The sequence below is a fragment of the Paramicrobacterium salitolerans genome, from assembly GCF_051513965.1.
Taxonomy (GTDB): domain Bacteria; phylum Actinomycetota; class Actinomycetes; order Actinomycetales; family Microbacteriaceae; genus Paramicrobacterium.
Genome location: NZ_CP195847.1, coordinates 174485 through 189863 on the forward strand (window position 1 = coordinate 174485; position 15379 = coordinate 189863).

At 66.7% G+C, this 15379-nt stretch carries 18 protein-coding genes; 13 read left to right on the forward strand and 5 right to left on the reverse strand.

What is annotated here, in order from left to right; all coding sequences use genetic code 11:
* Window positions 1-50: 50 nt before the first annotated feature.
* Together proC and ACSAGD_RS00840 are read left to right on the forward strand one after the other, a co-directional pair.
* Window positions 51-893, forward strand: coding sequence for a pyrroline-5-carboxylate reductase (gene proC / locus ACSAGD_RS00835; protein ID WP_437583813.1), 843 nt, complete (start codon window positions 51-53; stop codon window positions 891-893).
* A 55-nt stretch (window positions 894-948) separates the two neighbouring features.
* Window positions 949-1530: a GntR family transcriptional regulator gene (locus ACSAGD_RS00840; RefSeq protein WP_437583815.1), complete on the forward strand. Its 582-nt coding sequence runs from the start codon at window positions 949-951 to the stop codon at window positions 1528-1530.
* A gap of 55 nt (window positions 1531-1585) precedes the next feature.
* On the opposite strand, the gene ACSAGD_RS00845 is transcribed toward ACSAGD_RS00840, so the two are convergent.
* From ACSAGD_RS00845 to ACSAGD_RS00855, 3 genes are all read right to left on the reverse strand, one after another.
* Window positions 1586-3583: a DUF6807 family protein gene (locus tag ACSAGD_RS00845; RefSeq protein WP_437583816.1), complete on the reverse strand. Its 1998-nt coding sequence runs from the start codon at window positions 3581-3583 to the stop codon at window positions 1586-1588.
* A gap of 160 nt (window positions 3584-3743) precedes the next feature.
* Complete coding sequence (locus ACSAGD_RS00850; RefSeq protein WP_437583817.1) at window positions 3744-4412, reverse strand: potassium channel family protein; 669 nt, start codon at window positions 4410-4412, stop codon at window positions 3744-3746.
* A complete protein-coding gene (locus ACSAGD_RS00855; protein ID WP_437583818.1) occupies window positions 4405-5844 on the reverse strand; it encodes a TrkH family potassium uptake protein in 1440 nt (479 codons plus the stop codon). The genes ACSAGD_RS00850 and ACSAGD_RS00855 overlap by 8 nt, the downstream gene beginning before the upstream one ends.
* Window positions 5845-5915: 71 nt before the next feature.
* Here ACSAGD_RS00855 and ACSAGD_RS00860 point away from each other — a divergent pair, with 71 nt between their 5' ends.
* The 5 genes from ACSAGD_RS00860 to ACSAGD_RS00880 all read left to right on the forward strand — a co-directional run bounded on the left by ACSAGD_RS00860 (window position 5916) and on the right by ACSAGD_RS00880 (window position 7479).
* On the forward strand, window positions 5916-6362 hold the full coding sequence (locus ACSAGD_RS00860) for an ArsR/SmtB family transcription factor (protein WP_437583819.1): 447 nt from the start codon (window positions 5916-5918) through the stop codon (window positions 6360-6362).
* 43 nt (window positions 6363-6405) lie between these two features.
* Window positions 6406-6639: a helix-turn-helix domain-containing protein gene (locus tag ACSAGD_RS00865; RefSeq protein WP_437583820.1), complete on the forward strand. Its 234-nt coding sequence runs from the start codon at window positions 6406-6408 to the stop codon at window positions 6637-6639.
* Window positions 6640-6735: 96 nt separating this feature from the next.
* Window positions 6736-6834: a 30S ribosomal protein bS22 gene (locus ACSAGD_RS00870; protein WP_003792170.1), complete on the forward strand. Its 99-nt coding sequence runs from the start codon at window positions 6736-6738 to the stop codon at window positions 6832-6834.
* 77 nt (window positions 6835-6911) lie between these two features.
* Window positions 6912-7166, forward strand: a complete 255-nt coding sequence (locus tag ACSAGD_RS00875; RefSeq protein WP_437583822.1) for a glutaredoxin family protein — start codon at window positions 6912-6914, stop codon at window positions 7164-7166.
* A gap of 10 nt (window positions 7167-7176) precedes the next feature.
* Complete coding sequence (locus tag ACSAGD_RS00880) at window positions 7177-7479, forward strand: Dabb family protein (protein ID WP_437583823.1); 303 nt, start codon at window positions 7177-7179, stop codon at window positions 7477-7479.
* Window positions 7480-7500: 21 nt separating this feature from the next.
* Here the strand turns inward: ACSAGD_RS00880 and ACSAGD_RS00885 are convergent, their stop codons facing one another.
* Together ACSAGD_RS00885 and aspS are read right to left on the reverse strand one after the other, a co-directional pair.
* Complete coding sequence (locus tag ACSAGD_RS00885; protein WP_437583824.1) at window positions 7501-8292, reverse strand: hypothetical protein; 792 nt, start codon at window positions 8290-8292, stop codon at window positions 7501-7503.
* A 63-nt stretch (window positions 8293-8355) separates the two neighbouring features.
* Complete coding sequence (aspS, locus tag ACSAGD_RS00890) at window positions 8356-10140, reverse strand: aspartate--tRNA ligase (protein ID WP_437583825.1); 1785 nt, start codon at window positions 10138-10140, stop codon at window positions 8356-8358.
* Between the two features lie 159 nt (window positions 10141-10299).
* Between aspS and ACSAGD_RS00895 the strand changes: the two genes are divergently transcribed.
* Genes ACSAGD_RS00895 through ccsB form a run of 6 tightly spaced genes read left to right on the forward strand, consistent with a single transcriptional unit; the run spans window position 10300 to window position 15348 of the window.
* Window positions 10300-10935 (forward strand): histidine phosphatase family protein, encoded by a 636-nt coding sequence (locus tag ACSAGD_RS00895; protein WP_437583826.1) that lies wholly within the window; start codon window positions 10300-10302, stop codon window positions 10933-10935.
* Complete coding sequence (locus ACSAGD_RS00900; protein WP_437583827.1) at window positions 10932-11540, forward strand: TlpA family protein disulfide reductase; 609 nt, start codon at window positions 10932-10934, stop codon at window positions 11538-11540. Before ACSAGD_RS00895 ends, ACSAGD_RS00900 begins: the two co-directional genes overlap by 4 nt.
* Before the next feature lie 37 nt (window positions 11541-11577).
* A complete protein-coding gene (locus ACSAGD_RS00905; protein WP_437585201.1) occupies window positions 11578-12294 on the forward strand; it encodes a cytochrome c biogenesis CcdA family protein in 717 nt (238 codons plus the stop codon).
* Window positions 12278-13954, forward strand: a complete 1677-nt coding sequence (gene resB / locus ACSAGD_RS00910) for a cytochrome c biogenesis protein ResB (RefSeq protein WP_437583829.1) — start codon at window positions 12278-12280, stop codon at window positions 13952-13954. Before ACSAGD_RS00905 ends, resB begins: the two co-directional genes overlap by 17 nt.
* Window positions 13951-14328 (forward strand): DUF3054 domain-containing protein, encoded by a 378-nt coding sequence (locus tag ACSAGD_RS00915; protein ID WP_437583830.1) that lies wholly within the window; start codon window positions 13951-13953, stop codon window positions 14326-14328. Before resB ends, ACSAGD_RS00915 begins: the two co-directional genes overlap by 4 nt.
* A gap of 9 nt (window positions 14329-14337) precedes the next feature.
* Window positions 14338-15348 carry a c-type cytochrome biogenesis protein CcsB gene (gene ccsB / locus ACSAGD_RS00920; RefSeq protein WP_437583831.1) on the forward strand — a complete coding sequence of 337 codons (1011 nt, stop codon included), beginning with the start codon at window positions 14338-14340 and terminating at the stop codon, window positions 15346-15348.
* Window positions 15349-15379: the final 31 nt, after the last annotated feature.

Sequence of the window (15379 nt, forward strand, 5' to 3'; positions counted from 1 at the left end):
CAGTGCGGGCATCCGTCCGAAGCGTCAGACAGCGCTTCTAGGATGGACGCATGAGCGAGACGACACTTCCAGCCATTGCCATTCTGGGCGCCGGTTCGATGGGCGGCGCGATCCTCACCGGCCTCGTCCAACCGCACGTGCGCGTGGACGGCGGCATCCGCGTCACCAATCGCACGGAGGCGAAGGCTCGTCCGCTCGGCGAGCTCGACGGCGTGACCTCCTACGCTCTCGAAGAGACACCGGATGCCCAGGCGCGGGCGCTCGCCGGAGCGAAGGTCGTACTGGTCGGCGTCAAGCCGCACATGGTGCCCGATCTACTGCGTGACATCGCCGACGATCTCGAGGCGGGCAGCATCGTCGTGAGCGTTGCCGCGGGCGTCACGATCGAGACGTTCGAGAGCCTCCTGCCCGAGAGCGTCGCGGTGATCCGTGCGATGCCGAACACTCCCTCCTTCGTGGGCAAGGGCGTCACGGGAATCGCCCCTGGCACCCGCTCGAGCGACGACGATCTCGCGCTCGCGCGCGCGGTCTTCGAGACGGTGGGTCAGGTGGTCGAAGTCCCCGAGGAGCAGATCGACGCGCTGTCGACCATCTCGGGCTCGGGCCCGGCATACGTCTTCTACCTCATCGAGGAGTTCACGCGCGCTGCGATCGACAAGGGGTTCAGCCCCGAGCAGGCCGCGACGCTCGTCGAGGGCACGTTCGCGGGTGCGACCGAGCTGCTCACGCAGTCGGAGAAGACGCCTGAAGAGCTCCGCCTCAACGTGACGAGCCCGAAGGGGACGACAGAGAAGGCGGTCGAGGTGCTGCAGCAGGCCGGGCTGCACGAGACGTTTGCCCGAGCGACGGATGCCGCTCTCGCACGCGCTCGGGAGCTCGCCGCCGGGGACTGACAGCCTGCCGGGAGCACGTCACCGGCCGTTTACCGCGGATTTGTACCGTGGCCTCATGCGCGAGATCGTCACGGCACTCCAGGCCGAGGTCGACCGTCTGCCGACGGGAGCACGGCTGCCCAGCGAGCACGAGCTCATGGCGCGCTTCGGCGCCAGCCGCAGCACGGTGCGGCGAGCGATCGAGCAGCTCGAAGCGCGCTTTCTCGTGCGACGTGTACACGGCTCCGGCACCTACGTGCATCGGCGGATCGACTATCTCGTGTCCGCGGGTCTCGCGCCCTCGCTGCACGCCACGATTGAGAGAACAGGCGCGACAGCACGGACGATCCTCCTCGACGCGCGAACAGAACCCGCACCAGAGACCGTAGCGGAGCGACTCAACGTCGACGTGGCGACACCGTGCACGCGGCTCCTCCGTGCCGGGTACATCGACGACGAGCCCGCGACCTGCGTCGAAGAGTGGCTGCCACCGGGCATCCTCGATTACGCCGAAGTGAGCCTGCGCGCCATCGAATCGCTCGCTGAGATTCTGCGGGCCTCCGAGCGCGACCCCGTGCGTTCCTGGTCCCGCGTGTCGACCGAGTTTCCCTCGCGCACGCCGGCGAGGTCTTCGTCGGCTTCATGCAGGGTGTGCTGACGAGCGCGGCGCTGACGAATCGGACAGGCTCGAGCGACGCGCAGTCGAGCTGGGGTCAGGCGAGAAGGGCGGTCACCTCGGAAGTCGAGAGGATGCCGTCCGCAACGATCGCGCGGTAGCGGCGACGCAGTCCGGCGCCGGCGGGAACGACCGTGGGGGAATCCCATGCGATCGCGGAGCCGAGGCCCGGATACTCGGCGAGCCGCACGAACCAGGGGTCGTCGCTGTCGAGCGTCTGCAGCGCGATGGTCGCGGGTCCGGTCGCATCGGGCCCGTGCAGGAACTCGGCGCTGACGGCGGCCCACGGGGCGACGGCGCCGTTCACGGCATCCTCACCCTCGAACAACCCTGCACCCTCGATCGGACCCGTGAACACGCGTGCGTCTCGGCAGTCGGGAAGCCGCCAGAAGAGCCCGCCGTACCCGGCGTTCGCGCGGCCCTTGCTGCCCGGACTCTCGAGGGTCACGTCGGCGTCTCCGGTGGGCACGAGGGTGATGTCGAGGTCGAAGCACCACGCGGATGCCCCGGCACTGCGTGCCGTGACTGTGAGGTTCTGCGTGAGCACCGCCCGCCCGTCGGCGCCGTGCCACACGAGGCGCTGCTCGAAGCCGTCGCGCATCGTCCGCACGTGCTCACCGACGATGCGCCCGTGATCGTCGAGAACCTCATATCCCTTCTCGGGAATATACGTGCCGCCGCCCCAGAAGTTGGTGCCGTCGACGCCGGGCACGGCGAACGAGAGACCCAGGTGCCAGTCGTGGTCCGCGGGGTGGTGGTCGCTCACTATGACGCCCTCGCGAGTGCGGATCGGGTGCAGGTACGGCCGCGGTCCTGAGAACGGAATCGTCCCGGCGCCGTCGCGGTACGTCGCGACCGCGGCATCCTCGATCTCGATCGTGCCGAGAACGCTGTCGCGCCCCGTGAACGCCCACGGCGCACCGAGCTCGCTGTAGGTCCTTCCCGAACGAGCGGCCTCGCGCGCGAGCGTCTCGACGTCGCGGAGAACAGGATGCCGGTCGTCGCCCTCGCCCCGCCAGGACACGAACCGCGGACCGATCTTCGTCGGCTCCGGTGCGGTGCGGATCGCCTCGACCACGCGCATGAAAGCGCCCGTGTCAGCGAGCGGAACCAGCAGGTCGGCGGTTCCGCTGCGGTGGTCCAGGAGGTTCGTGAGCAGGTCTGTGCGCCCGTAGGAGTGGGTGTCGTCGCCGAGCGTCACGACGTCGGTCGTGTATGCCAGGCGGGCCTCGGCGTTCGTTCCGTGCACGTCGACCCACGCGTTCTCGTCCTCGGCGCCCGTGGTGTCGGCGCAGAGAGTCAGCGCGCACGTGACCGTCTCGCCCGAGCGCCCCGTGACGCGGATCGTCGACGTGTCGTCACTCCAAATGTCGTTGACGCGGAACAGCTCGGTCTCGACCGTCACGACATCGTCAGCGGTGCGGATGCCGGCGATGCTCAGCGCCGTCGCGATGGCGTGCGCGAGCGGGTTCGTCGCGACGCCGTCCACGACCGGGCGGCCGTCCAGCACGCGGCGTCCGGCCCAGCGCGCCCGCTTCCAGTACCCGAGCGAACGGCTCCACAGGCCGACGGCCGAGACGCGGGTGATGCCGCCGAGCGCCGTGTCGACGGCGTCGCCGTTGCCCGCGAATGCCGCGAGCGCGTGCGAGCCGAGGCTCTGAAAGCCCACCTGAACGATGCGCCCGGTCTCGCGCTGCACGGCGAGCAGCCGCTCGAAGTCGGCGAACGTCGGCACGGGAGGCTTCTCGAGAAGCACGTCGGCGCCGGAGCGCATCGCCGTCTCGCACAGGTCGGCGTGGGCGCCGATCGGCGTTGCGATGACCACGATGTCGGGCTGCGCGTCGGCGAGTGCGGCATCCAGCGATTCGACAACGGGGATGCCGTGGAGCAGCGTCTCCTCCCGCGCGATGGCCGGGTCGGCGATCGCCGCGATGTGCAGTCGCCCCTCGGTCGCGAGTCGACGGGCGTTCTGCAGGTGGTGGGCGCCGAAGCCGCGTCCTCCCACCAGCACGATCGACGGGACTGATTCGCTCATGCGAGACCTCCACGTTCTGCGCGGACTGACTCACGCGCACCGTTAACTATGCCAGCAAGCGCTTTCCCGACGAAGGTGACGCACGAGGTGGAACGTCACTGTGTCTGAGGATGCCCGGCTGCGGGCCGCGCCGAGCGGCCCAGCGCCGTGTGACTCGCGCTCAGCTCAGCGCAGCGAATCGCTCGATATCGCCGGACGCCCCGGAGACGATGATGAGATCGTGGTCGGTCACCACAGTGTCCGCCGTGGCATAGGTGAACGGCTTGCCCGGAGACTTCACGCCGACGACCGTGATGTGATGCTTGGTCCGCACGCCCGACTCGGTGAGGTTCTTGCCTCGAATCGGCTTCGGCGGATACATCTTTACGAGCGCGAAGTCGTCGTCGAACTGGATGAAATCGAGCATCCGCCCGTTCACCAGGTGAGCGACGCGTTCGCCCGCCTCGGCCTCGGGGTAGATGACGTGGTTCGCGCCGACTCGCGTCAGGATCTTGCCGTGCGACTGCGAGACGGCCTTGGCCCAGATCTGCGGAATCTTGAGGTCCACCAGGTTGGCGGTGATGAGCACGGATGCCTCGATCGACGAGCCGACCGCGACGACAGCGACCGAGAAATCCTGCGCACCGATCTGCTTGAGCGCCTCGATGTTCCGAGCATCCGCCTGCACCGTGTGCGTGATGCGGTCCGCCCACTTCTGCACGAGCCCCTCGTCGGCGTCGATGGCGAGCACCTCGCGGTCGAGGCGGTCGAGCTCTCCAGCGCACGCGGCGCCGAAGCGGCCGAGACCGATGATCAGAACCGGCGCGTCGTGTTTGATGCGATCAACCAACGATGGGCCTCTCTTCCGGGTGCTTGAACAGGCGGCCGTTGCTCGTCGACGCGACCGCGGCGGCCAAGGTCACTGTACCAACGCGCCCCATGAACATTGTGACGGCGAGCACGTACTTTCCGGCGTCCGGCAGATCCTCGGTGAGCCCGGTCGAGAGGCCCACGGTGCCGAACCCGGAGATCACGTCGAACAGCACGCGATCCAGAGGCTCCTTCGTGATCTGCATCAGGATGATCGACGACAGTGCGACGATCGTCGCTCCCCAGAAGAACACCGAGATCGCGACGCGGATGACGTCCCCCGGAATGCGGCGCCCGAACGCTGTGATCTCGAGACGTCCGCGCGCCTCCGCCCATGCCGCGAGCACAAGCACGGCGAGCGTCGTGACCTTGATGCCGCCCGCGGTCGACGCCGAGCCGCCGCCGACGAACATGAGCATGTCGATCACCAGCAGGCTCGAACCGTTGAGCTGCGAGATGTCGATCGTGGCGAACCCGCCCGAGCGCGTCATCGTGGAGAGGAAGAGTGACTGGAACACCGTGTTTCCGGCATCCATGTGCCCGAATGTCTTGGGATTGTCGAACTCGAGCGCCACGATTGCGATCGCACCCACCGCGATCAGAATGAGTGTCGTGACGAGCGTGAGCTTGACGTGAAGCGACCAGTGGCGGTGACGGAAGCGGAATCGCTTGAGCGCGAAGATGACGGGGAACCCGATCGAGCCGAGAAAGACGCCGATCATCAGAAGCGAGAGCAGCCAGTGGTCGTTCGCGAATCTGTCGAGCCCCAGCTCGTTCGGCGTGAAGCCGGTGTTCGTGAACGCCATTGCGGAGTAGTAGATGCTGTGCAGGGCCGCGTCTCCCGCGGCGATGCCGTCGACCAGCATCCGGATGAAGAGGATGACCGCGAGCCCCGCCTCGATGGACAGCAGGCTGACGACCACCGTGAGCAGCAGGTTGCCGATGTCGCCGAGGCGCACCGCCTGACCCTCCGCGACCGGGCCGTGGTGCACACGGAGCGGGTTGCTGTCGGATGCCGCCACGAGCTTGGCTCTGAGGCCGAGGCGCCGTGAGATGACCATTCCGAGAATGGACGCGAGCGTCAGCACTCCGATGGCGCCGATCTGCACGCCGAGCACGACGAGGACGTCGCCGAAGAAGGACCAGTGCGTCGCCATGTTCACCGTGGAGAGTCCCGTGACGCAGATAGTCGACATCGCGGTGAAGAAGGCGTCCGCGAGAGGGGTCCACGTGCGCTCAGCGGATGCCGCGGGCAGCATGAACAGGAAGGTGAAGAGGAGCACCAGTGAGCTGAACACCAGGATCGCGAAGCGCGACGGCGAACGCGTGGTGAAATCGTTCACGGCCTCACGCAGTCGCCCGAGAGGCGAGCGCGTGAACGGTGACGCAGAAGTCCGCGTCCAGCCTGCCATTGTCCTCTCCTGACGTGAGTGCTTTACGCGTCGCCATGGTACTCCGCCGCGGGACTTACTAACCTTGAGACATGGCCGACATCTTTGACGTTATCGCAGACGGCACCCGGCGAGACATTCTCCACGTGCTTCTCGACCGCCACTCTGTGGATGAGGAGGGCACCGTGCGCGGCACGAGTGTCTCCGAGATCGTCACGCAGCTCGGCCTCAGCCAGCCCACGGTCTCCAAGCACCTCAAGGTCCTGCGCGAGGCCGGCCTCGCGGCCGTGCGCGAAGAAGGGCAGCACCGCTACTACTCGCTCGACAGCGCTCCCCTCGAGGCCGTCGAGGACTGGCTCATCCCCTTCCTCGGCATCGACTTCGATGAGCACGACCTGAGCAGCGAGATCGAGGCCCACCTGCCGCCGCAGGCCCGCCAGGTCGCGGATGCTATCGGCCACGTCGCCGCCGATACGCGCAAGCGGGTGTCGAGCGCGGTCTCCGCCGTGGGCAAGCGCTTCGGTCGTTCATCAGGCTGAGGTTCGTCACACTCGACAATCGCTCAGCTTTATCAGTAGGCTTATGTCAACGCGTGTGGCTGACGTGGTGAAAGGGGCTTGCGTGGCACAAGATTTTGACGACGTGCGCTTCCTTACCGTCGCAGAGGTCGCCGAGATGATGCGCGTCTCGAAGATGACCGTGTACCGCATGGTGCACGCTGGCGAGTTGCCCGCCATCCGGTTCGGGCGTTCGTTCCGTGTTCCGGAATCCGCGATCGCCGAGGCACTGTCACGTGGGGTTGCAGACTCCGCGTGACGCGCACGCGCGCTAACTTCGGGTAAACTGACCCGAGGCCTTTTTATGCCGGCCGCGGCACGCGCGGCCAGACCCAACTACTTTTGTGAGGTTTTCGTGGGTTCTGTTATCAAGAAGCGACGCAAGCGCATGGCGAAGAAGAAGCACCGCAAGCTGCTTCGCAAGACGCGCCACCAGCGTCGCAACAAGAAGTAGTCGCACAGACTGCACCGAAGCGTCAGGTCACGTGGCCTGACGCTTTTTGGTGTGCTCGGGGTCGCTAGGCTGGAGCCATGACGCGCACCATCACTCTCATCGGCAAACCGGAGTGCCACCTCTGCGACGACGCACGAGAGGCGGTCTCCCGAGTCGTCGCCGGGCTTGAGCCGGCGGCATCCATCACGATCGAAGAGAAGTCGATTCTCGACGATGAGGCGCTTTACACGAAGTACTGGGAGCAGATTCCGGTCGTGCTCATCGACGGTGAGCAGCACACCTTCTGGCGCGTCGACGAGAAACGCCTCGCCGCCGCGCTCACCGACGCCTGAGAGGAACACCATGGCCATCAAGCACATCGTGATGTGGACGCTCGCCGGCGATGACGACGCCGCGAAGGACGAGGCCGCCGCCGAGATCACGGCTCGGCTCGAAGCCCTCGTCGGGCGCATCCCGGGAATCCAGTCGCTCACCGTGCAGCGCAACGCCGCGTTCGCTGATGTGAACTACGACCTCGCGCTCATCTCGGTGCACGACGACGTCGCCGCGCTCAAGGCCTACCAGGTGCACCCGGAGCATGCCGAGATCGCGGGCTACATCCGCAGCGTCGTCGCGCAGCGAGCATCCATCGACCTTGAGGCCTGACGACGCGGCTGACCGCTGAGATCAGCCCCGCCCCGGCGCCGTGTTCGGCCACGAGTACTCGTAGACGGACTTTCGGAACGATTTCGGCATGACCGTCGCGATGTGCGAGCGGCGCCACCACACCGCGACAGCGACGAGCGCGAGCAGCAGCGCGCTCACCGCGATGCAGACCCACAGAGCGGCACCGGAGACCGGCCAGAACAGCCACGCGACCGTGAACACGTAGAAATAGCCCCACGCCGTGCCGACGATGACCGAGTTGCGATTCACGACGAATCCGAAGAACTCGATCATGAGGGTGATCTTCGCCCAGCGGGTGAGCCACGTCGGCAGCAGCGACATCGCCACGCTGGTGCCTCCCTGCGGGCCCATCGTGTCGCCGGACGAACTCTGAACCGTGAAGGAGAGCTGCCCGTCGCGGTAGTCCGCTCTGAGACTGCGCGCGAACAGCGTCGCGTTCGCGAGGACGAAGCCGGTGCTCGCGCTGACGATCGTCGCCGTGCCGAGCAGGGGCGGCACGATCACGACCATGATGAGGATGCCGATGGCGCCGTCCTCACCCTCGAAGGCCGTCGACTCGCTGAGCGACGCACCGGCGAGACTGCTCTGGCGTATGCCGATGGGCGCCACGATGAGACCGAAGACGGCCACTGCGAAGATCAGGAACCACACCACCGTGATCGACACGTAGCCGACCGGACGCCACGGCAGCAGCGACCTCGTGGAGCGCCGGAGCGGCGTCATGAGCGCCGGCTCCGTCAGCGGGTCGATCGCGGTCGACCCGGGTCTGATGAGATGTGCCCCGTATCCCATGGGAACTCCTTCAGCGGTGAGCGTACCCACCAGGTATACACCCGCTGAGAGTTCCGACGTGGGCTATTCGGCGTCGCGCTCCTTCGGCTTCGCGTCGACTCCGGCTTCCTTGCGCTGCTGCGGCGTGATGGGGGCGGGAGCCTGGGTCAGCGGGTCGAAGCCGTTTCCGGTCTTCGGGAAGGCGATGACCTCGCGGATCGAGTCGGAGCCGGTGAGCAGAGCGACGACGCGGTCCCAGCCGAACGCGATTCCACCGTGCGGGGGAGCTCCGAACGCGAATGCGTCGAGAAGGAAGCCGAACTTCGTGCGCGCCTGCTCCTCGTCGAGGCCCATGAGCTGGAAGACCCGCTCCTGCACCTCGCGCTGATGGATGCGGATGGAGCCGCCGCCGATCTCGTTTCCGTTGCAGACGATGTCGTAGGCGTAGGAGAGCGCGTGCTCCGGATCGGTGTCGAACGTGTCGAGGAACTCCGGCTTCGGCGACGTGAATGCGTGGTGCACGGCCGTCCACTTCCCGGCTCCGACGGCGACGTCGCCCGAGGCGACCGCGTCTTCGGCGGGCTCGAACATCGGAGCATCCACGATCCACACGAACGCCCACTCGCTCTCGTCGATGAGGCCCGCCTTCTGCGCGACCTCGAGGCGCGCCGCCCCGAGCAGCGCACGCGAGTCGCGCACAGAGCCCGCGGCGAAGAAGATCGCGTCTCCGGGCTTGGCGCCGACGGCCTCGGCGAGCCCGTCGCGCTCAGCGTCGCTGAGGTTCTTGGCGACCGGCCCGCCGAGCGAACCGTCGTCGGCCACCGTGACGTAGGCGAGGCCCTTTGCTCCGCGGCTGCGCGCCCACTCCTGCCACGCGTCGAAGCCGCGACGGGGCGTGGACGCGCCGCCGGGGAAGAGGATCGCACCCACGTACGGGGCCTGGAAGACCCGGAACGAGGTGTCGGAGAAGTACTCCGTCAGCTCGACGATCTCGAGGCCGAAGCGGAGGTCCGGCTTGTCGCTGCCGTACCTGCGCATGGCCTCGGCATACGTCATGCGGGGAATCGGAGTCGGGATGGTGTGACCGATGAGCTCCCACAGGGCGGAGACGATCTTCTCTCCGACCGCGATGACGTCCTCCTGGTCGACGAAGCTCATCTCGACATCGAGCTGCGTGAACTCGGGCTGACGGTCGGCCCGGAAGTCCTCGTCGCGGTAGCAGCGCGCGATCTGGTAATAGCGCTCCATGCCGGCGACCATGAGCAGCTGCTTGAAGAGCTGCGGTGACTGCGGCAGGGCGTACCAGCTGCCGGGGCTGAGGCGAGCGGGAACGAGGAAGTCGCGGGCGCCCTCCGGTGTGGAGCGGGTCAGCGTGGGCGTCTCGATCTCGACGAAGTCCAGCTCGTCGAGCACGCCGCGGGCGGCCTTGTTGACCTTCGAGCGGAGTCGGATCGCGTGTGCCGGGTCCGGGCGGCGCAGGTCGAGGTAGCGGTAGCGCAGGCGCGCCTCTTCACCGATCGTCTCGGTTCCGTCGAGTGCGGTCGACACCTGGAACGGCAGCGCGGCCGACTCGTTCAGCACCGTGACCGTCTCGGCGATGACCTCGATCTGACCGGTTGTGAGGTTGGCGTTCTCATTGCCCTCCGGGCGACGCTCGACGACGCCCGTGATCTGGAGCACGAACTCGGAGCGCAGCGGGTGCGCCACCTCCTCGTCGCGGATGACCACCTGAGCGACACCGGAGGCATCGCGCAGATCGATGAAGGCGACCCCGCCGTGATCGCGGCGGCGATCGACCCACCCGGCGAGAGTGACGGTCTCGCCCAGCTGCTCGATTCCGAGTGTTCCGGCGTTGTGAGTGCGAAGCACGAAGTGGTCCTTCCTGCGGTGAAAGAGGGAGGGATGCGGGCGGAAGGCCCGATCTCCAGACGTATCGCACCAGTCTACGTGGCGCGCGGTGCATCGCGTCGCGGCATCCTGCGAATGCTCTCGGGAGATTCTTAGCTCTACAGAACGTAGACTAATGGGGTGGTAGCCTCCCAGATTCACCTCGTCCGGCATGGCGAGGTGTACAACCCCTCGCGTGTGCTGTATGGACGCATCCCCGGATTCGGGCTGTCTGACCGGGGTCACCGCATGGCTGAAGCGGCCGCGGCTGAGCTCCGTTCGATGGAGCGACCCGTCACGCGCATCATCGCCTCGCCGCTTCAGCGCACTCAGGAATCGGCCGAGCCCATCGCGCAGGCCTTCGACCTGCCGATCGAGAACGACTCCCGGCTGATCGAGCCCTCCAACTACTTCGAGGGGCGGCAGATGCGCCGAGCCCTCCGCAACCCGCGCCACTGGTATGCGGTGCGCAACCCGCGCAAGCCCAGCTGGGGTGAGCCCTACGTGCAGATCGCGGAGCGCATGACCGCTGCCATCCACGACGCGTGGGAGTCCACGGAATCCGGCGATGTCGTGCTCGTGAGCCACCAGCTGCCGATCTGGATGGCGCACTCGAGCATCCTCGGCATCCCGCTTCACCACGACCCGCGCAAGCGTCGTTGCGCGCTCTCGAGCATCACCACGTTCGAACACTCCGGCCGTCGCTTCAGCGAGATCGGCTACTCCGAGCCCGCTCTGCTCCTGACTGCGGACGCTCTCGACGTGGGAGCCGTATGATCCGCCGCACGAAGGCGAGCAGGATGCTGTCGCTCGCCGCAGCGACGCTTGCCGCCGCTCTTCTCGTGACGGGCTGCTCGTCCGATCCGCTCGCGGAGCAGTACCGCGAGGGCAGCAACAAGGGGTACATCGCCGGTGACGGATCCGTCATGGAGATCGCCGCGTCTGACCGGGAAGAGCCCGTCGAGTTCTCCGGCACGACCGAGTCGGGCGACGACGTGTCGAGCGAGGACTTCGCGGGCGACGTCGTCGTCGTGAACTTCTGGTACGCCTCCTGCGCGCCCTGTCGGGCCGAAGCTCCGATTCTCGACGAGGTCTACCAGGCCCACGAGAACGACGACGTCGACTTCATCGGGGTGAATCTGCGCGACCAGCCGGGAACGGCGGCCTCGTTCAACGAGACGTACGGCGTCAACTACCCCTCGATCATCGACGTCAACTCGGGGAGTGTGAAGCTCGCCTTCGCAGACACGGTCCCGCCGAACAGCGTTCCGACCACGATCGTCCTCGATAAGCAGGGCCGCGTCGCCGCACGCATCCTCGGTGCGATCGAAGACACCTCGATCCTCGACACCATCGTCGGCGACCTCCTCAAGGAGAAGTGACGTGAATCCCGGTGACATCGTGATCAGCGGTCAGCTGATGCTCGCGATCCCGATCGCGGCGCTCGCCGGGCTCGTCTCCTTCGCCTCCCCGTGCGTGCTGCCGCTCGTGCCGGGGTATCTCGCGTACGTCGGCGGTGCCTCGACGGTGCAGCAGGGCAAAGCGGCCGCGTCGCGCGACCGCATCCGTCTCGTGCTCGGCGTCGTGCTGTTCATCGTGGGCTTCTCCGCCGTCTTCACGGCGTACGGTTTCGCGTTCGGGCAGCTCGGCCACTGGCTCGTGCAGTACGGTCCGCTCATCACACAGATTCTCGGTGCCGTGGTCATCGTGATGGGGCTCGTGTTCATCGGGCAAGTCACGTTCATGCAGAAGACCGTGCACCCCTCGTGGAAGCCGAAGACCGGCCTGCTCGGCGCCCCTCTGCTCGGTATCGTCTTCGGAATCGGGTGGGCGCCGTGCGTCGGTCCGACGCTCGTGGCGATCCAATCGCTCAGCTTCGGCTCGGGCTCGCCGTGGCGCGGAGCGCTGCTCAGCTTCGTGTACTGTCTCGGCCTGGGCATCCCGTTCATACTCATCGCCTTCGGCGCGACCTGGGCGACGAAGAGCGTCGCCTTCCTGCGCCGTCACATTCGCGCGGTCAACGTGATCGGCGGCATCCTCCTGATCGCCATCGGCCTGCTCATGGTCACCGGAATCTGGACGTCTCTCATCAGCATACTCGCGGGGGTGATGCCGAACTTTGCGCCGGCCATCTGATTACACCGACGGACACGACGAGCCCGAGAAGGAGCCGTCGGTCACCCAGCCGAAGCTCGGCATCGTGGGTTGGGCCCGCTGGGTCTGGCGTCAGCTCACGAGCATGCGCACCGCGCTTCTGCTTCTGCTGCTGCTCGCGCTCGCCGCGATTCCGGGCTCGCTCGTGCCGCAGCGCTCGAGCGATCCCAACGGAGTGACGCAGTACTTCACGGAGCATCCCGACCTCGCACCCGTGCTCGACAACCTGCAGCTGTTCGACGTCTTCACGTCGGTCTGGTTCTCGGCGATCTACATTCTGCTGTTCACCTCGCTTGTGGGCTGCGTCGTTCCGCGCGTCAAGCACCACCTCGTCGCGCTGCGTGCGCGGCCGCCGAAGACGCCGATGCGTCTGAACCGCCTGAGCGAGTTCAGCGAAGAGACGTACGGCACCGATGACGGGGTGACCACGGATGCCGCGACAGCGGTCGCTGAGGCGGAGACGCTTCTGCGGAAGTCGGGGTACCGCATCGAGCGCTACGAACGGGCGGCGACCCGCGGTCAGCCCGCGAGCGTCTCCGTGTCGGCAGAGCGCGGCTACCTCCGCGAGACCGGCAACCTGGTGTTCCACAGTGCGCTTCTGCTGATCTTGCTCGTCGTCGGCATCGGCGGCGGCTTCGGCTACTCCGGGCAGCGTGTGCTGGTCGAGGGGCAGTCCTTCGTGAATGTGCTCGGGGACTACGACTCGTTCAGCCCGGGGCGGTTCTTCAGTGACTCGCAGCTGACGCCGTACTCCATGAAGCTTGATGAGTTCGACGCGACGTATGAGACGAAGAACCTCGGCGCCTACGGGCAGCCGATCGACTTCGCGGCGACCGTGACCACGACGGACTCCGACGGCACGAAGGAGCAGCACACGGTCAAGGTCAACGACCCGCTGCGCTACGGCAGCAACGACATGTACCTCCTCGGCAACGGCTACGCGCCGACGATCACCGTCAAGGACCCGGAGGGCAAGGTCGTTTTCACCGACTCCGTGCCGTTCCTGCCGCAGGACAACAACCTCACCTCCGTCGGCGTCGTCAAGGTGCCCGACGGGCTGAAGGACCAGATTGGTCTGGTCGGGTTCTTCTACCCGACGGCGTATCCGCTCGAGAACGGCGCCTACACCTCGACCTACGCGGACCTCACGTACCCGCTGCTCACGCTCAACGTGTACGAGGGCGACCTCGGCATCGACGGCGGAATTCCGAAGTCGGTCTACGCTCTCGACACCGATGACATGACGCAGCTCACCGGCGGAGACACCGACGTCGAGTCGATCGAGCTCATGCCCGGACAGAGCACTGAGCTGCCGAACGGCCTCGGTACCGTCGAGTTCGTCAACGAGAACCCGGGGCAGAAGGACTTCGCCGGGTCCGTAAAGCGCTTTGCTTCGTTCGACATCCACCACGATCAGACGCAGCTGGGTGTCGCGATCGGCGCCGTGCTGGTGCTGCTGGGTCTGCTGACGTCGCTGTTCGTGCCGCGTCGTCGTGTGTGGGTGAAGGCCCGCGACAACGAGGATGGCACGGTGACCGTCGAGTACGCCGGCCTCGCCCGCGGTGAGGACCCGACGCTCGCGGACGCCGTCGACGCGATCGCCTATCGACACGGGACCGCTCTGGGGGTGACGCGCGAATGATCCTCCGCGCTCTCGCACTCGACGTGGTGCTGACGCTCGTCTTCGCGATCGTCGGCCGCTCCAGCCACGCGGAGGCCCTCGATCCGGTCGGAGTCTGGGGCACCTGGTGGCCGTTCCTTGCGGCGCTCGGCATCGGATGGGTCGTCTCGCTCGCGTGGCGTCAGCCGCTCGGTCCGGTGCGCACCGGCATCCCCGTCTGGGTCATCACAGTCGCCGGTGGGATGCTGCTTCGCGCGGCATCCGGTCAGGGGACTGCTCTTCCGTTCATCATCGTCGCCACCGTCGCGCTCGGGCTTGTGCTCGTCGGGTGGCGTCTCATCGCACGTCTCGTCCAGAAGGTGCGCGCCCGTGGGGCGCGCGAGCCGAAGGAGTAGCCTTAACCCGTGGATATCAATACGTTCTCCCTCGTCGCCCTGTGGTCGGCGACGGTCGTGTACGCGCTCGCGCTCATCGCGTTCGCACTCGACCTCGCCAGGCGCAGCGCCGAGGTGAAGGAGCACGCGGAAGCCGAGAGCGCGAGCTCAGCGGCATCTGCATCGATCTCCGAGCAGACAGCCCAGTCGGGTGGCGGTGTCGCAGTCAAGACCCGACCCGCAGCGAAGAAGGGCGACGACGGCCCGAAGGTGAAGGCCAAACGTTCGCCGTCGCTGCGATCCGCGATGGCGCTGATGGTCATCGGGTTCCTGCTGCACGTCACCGCCGACATCACCCGCGGCATCGCCGCAGAGCGGGTTCCATGGGCGAACCTGTACGAGTTCGTCATGACCGGCACGATGCTTGTCGTCGCCGTGTTCCTCGTCGTGAACATCAAGGTCGACCTGCGCTACCTCGGAACGTTCATCTCTCTGCTCGTCGTCTCGCTGCTGTGCATGGCGACGATCAACTTCTACGTCGTCGTGGCGCCGCTTCCGCCGGCGCTGCAGTCGGCATGGCTGGTCATCCACGTGTTCCTCGCGACGACCGCGATGGGCTTCCTCGCGCTCGGGTGTGCGCTGTCGGTCCTGCAGCTCATCCAAGCCCGCACGGAGGCACGCCGTGCCGCTCTCGGCGACCTGAAGCTCAAGTTCATGGCGACGTTCCCGTCGGCGCAGCGCCTCGAGAACCTCGCGTACCGCACCATCATCGTCGGCTTCGTGCTGTGGACGTTCACGCTCATCGCCGGGTCCATCTGGGCCGAGGCCGCGTGGGGCCGCTACTGGGGCTGGGACACCAAGGAAGTCTGGACGTTCATCATCTGGGTGATCTACGCGGGCTACATCCACGCGCGCGCTACGAAGGGCTGGCGCGGCAGCCGTGCCGCCTGGCTGGCGATCATCGGCTTCGCAACGGTCATCTTCAACTTCACCGTCGTGAACATCTTCTTCAACGGACTGCACAGCTACTCGGGTCTGTAACAAAGGCGCCGGCATCGCAGGGGCGGGACAT

Excerpts from the sequence above, each read along its gene's own strand:
- proC (WP_437583813.1), top strand. The coding sequence starts at position 51 with ATGAGCGAGACGACACTTCCAGCCATTGCCATTCTGGGCGCCGGTTCG.
- ACSAGD_RS00845 (WP_437583816.1), bottom strand. The coding sequence starts at position 3,583 with ATGAGCGAATCAGTCCCGTCGATCGTGCTGGTGGGAGGACGCGGCTTC.
- ACSAGD_RS00840 (WP_437583815.1), top strand. The coding sequence starts at position 949 with ATGCGCGAGATCGTCACGGCACTCCAGGCCGAGGTCGACCGTCTGCCG.
- ACSAGD_RS00875 (WP_437583822.1), top strand. The coding sequence starts at position 6,912 with ATGACGCGCACCATCACTCTCATCGGCAAACCGGAGTGCCACCTCTGC.
- ACSAGD_RS00865 (WP_437583820.1), top strand. The coding sequence starts at position 6,406 with ATGTCAACGCGTGTGGCTGACGTGGTGAAAGGGGCTTGCGTGGCACAA.
- ACSAGD_RS00880 (WP_437583823.1), top strand. The coding sequence starts at position 7,177 with ATGGCCATCAAGCACATCGTGATGTGGACGCTCGCCGGCGATGACGAC.
- ACSAGD_RS00855 (WP_437583818.1), bottom strand. The coding sequence starts at position 5,844 with ATGGCAGGCTGGACGCGGACTTCTGCGTCACCGTTCACGCGCTCGCCT.
- ACSAGD_RS00885 (WP_437583824.1), bottom strand. The coding sequence starts at position 8,292 with ATGGGATACGGGGCACATCTCATCAGACCCGGGTCGACCGCGATCGAC.
- ACSAGD_RS00900 (WP_437583827.1), top strand. The coding sequence starts at position 10,932 with ATGATCCGCCGCACGAAGGCGAGCAGGATGCTGTCGCTCGCCGCAGCG.
- ACSAGD_RS00860 (WP_437583819.1), top strand. The coding sequence starts at position 5,916 with ATGGCCGACATCTTTGACGTTATCGCAGACGGCACCCGGCGAGACATT.
- ACSAGD_RS00905 (WP_437585201.1), top strand. The coding sequence starts at position 11,578 with ATGCTCGCGATCCCGATCGCGGCGCTCGCCGGGCTCGTCTCCTTCGCC.
- ACSAGD_RS00915 (WP_437583830.1), top strand. The coding sequence starts at position 13,951 with ATGATCCTCCGCGCTCTCGCACTCGACGTGGTGCTGACGCTCGTCTTC.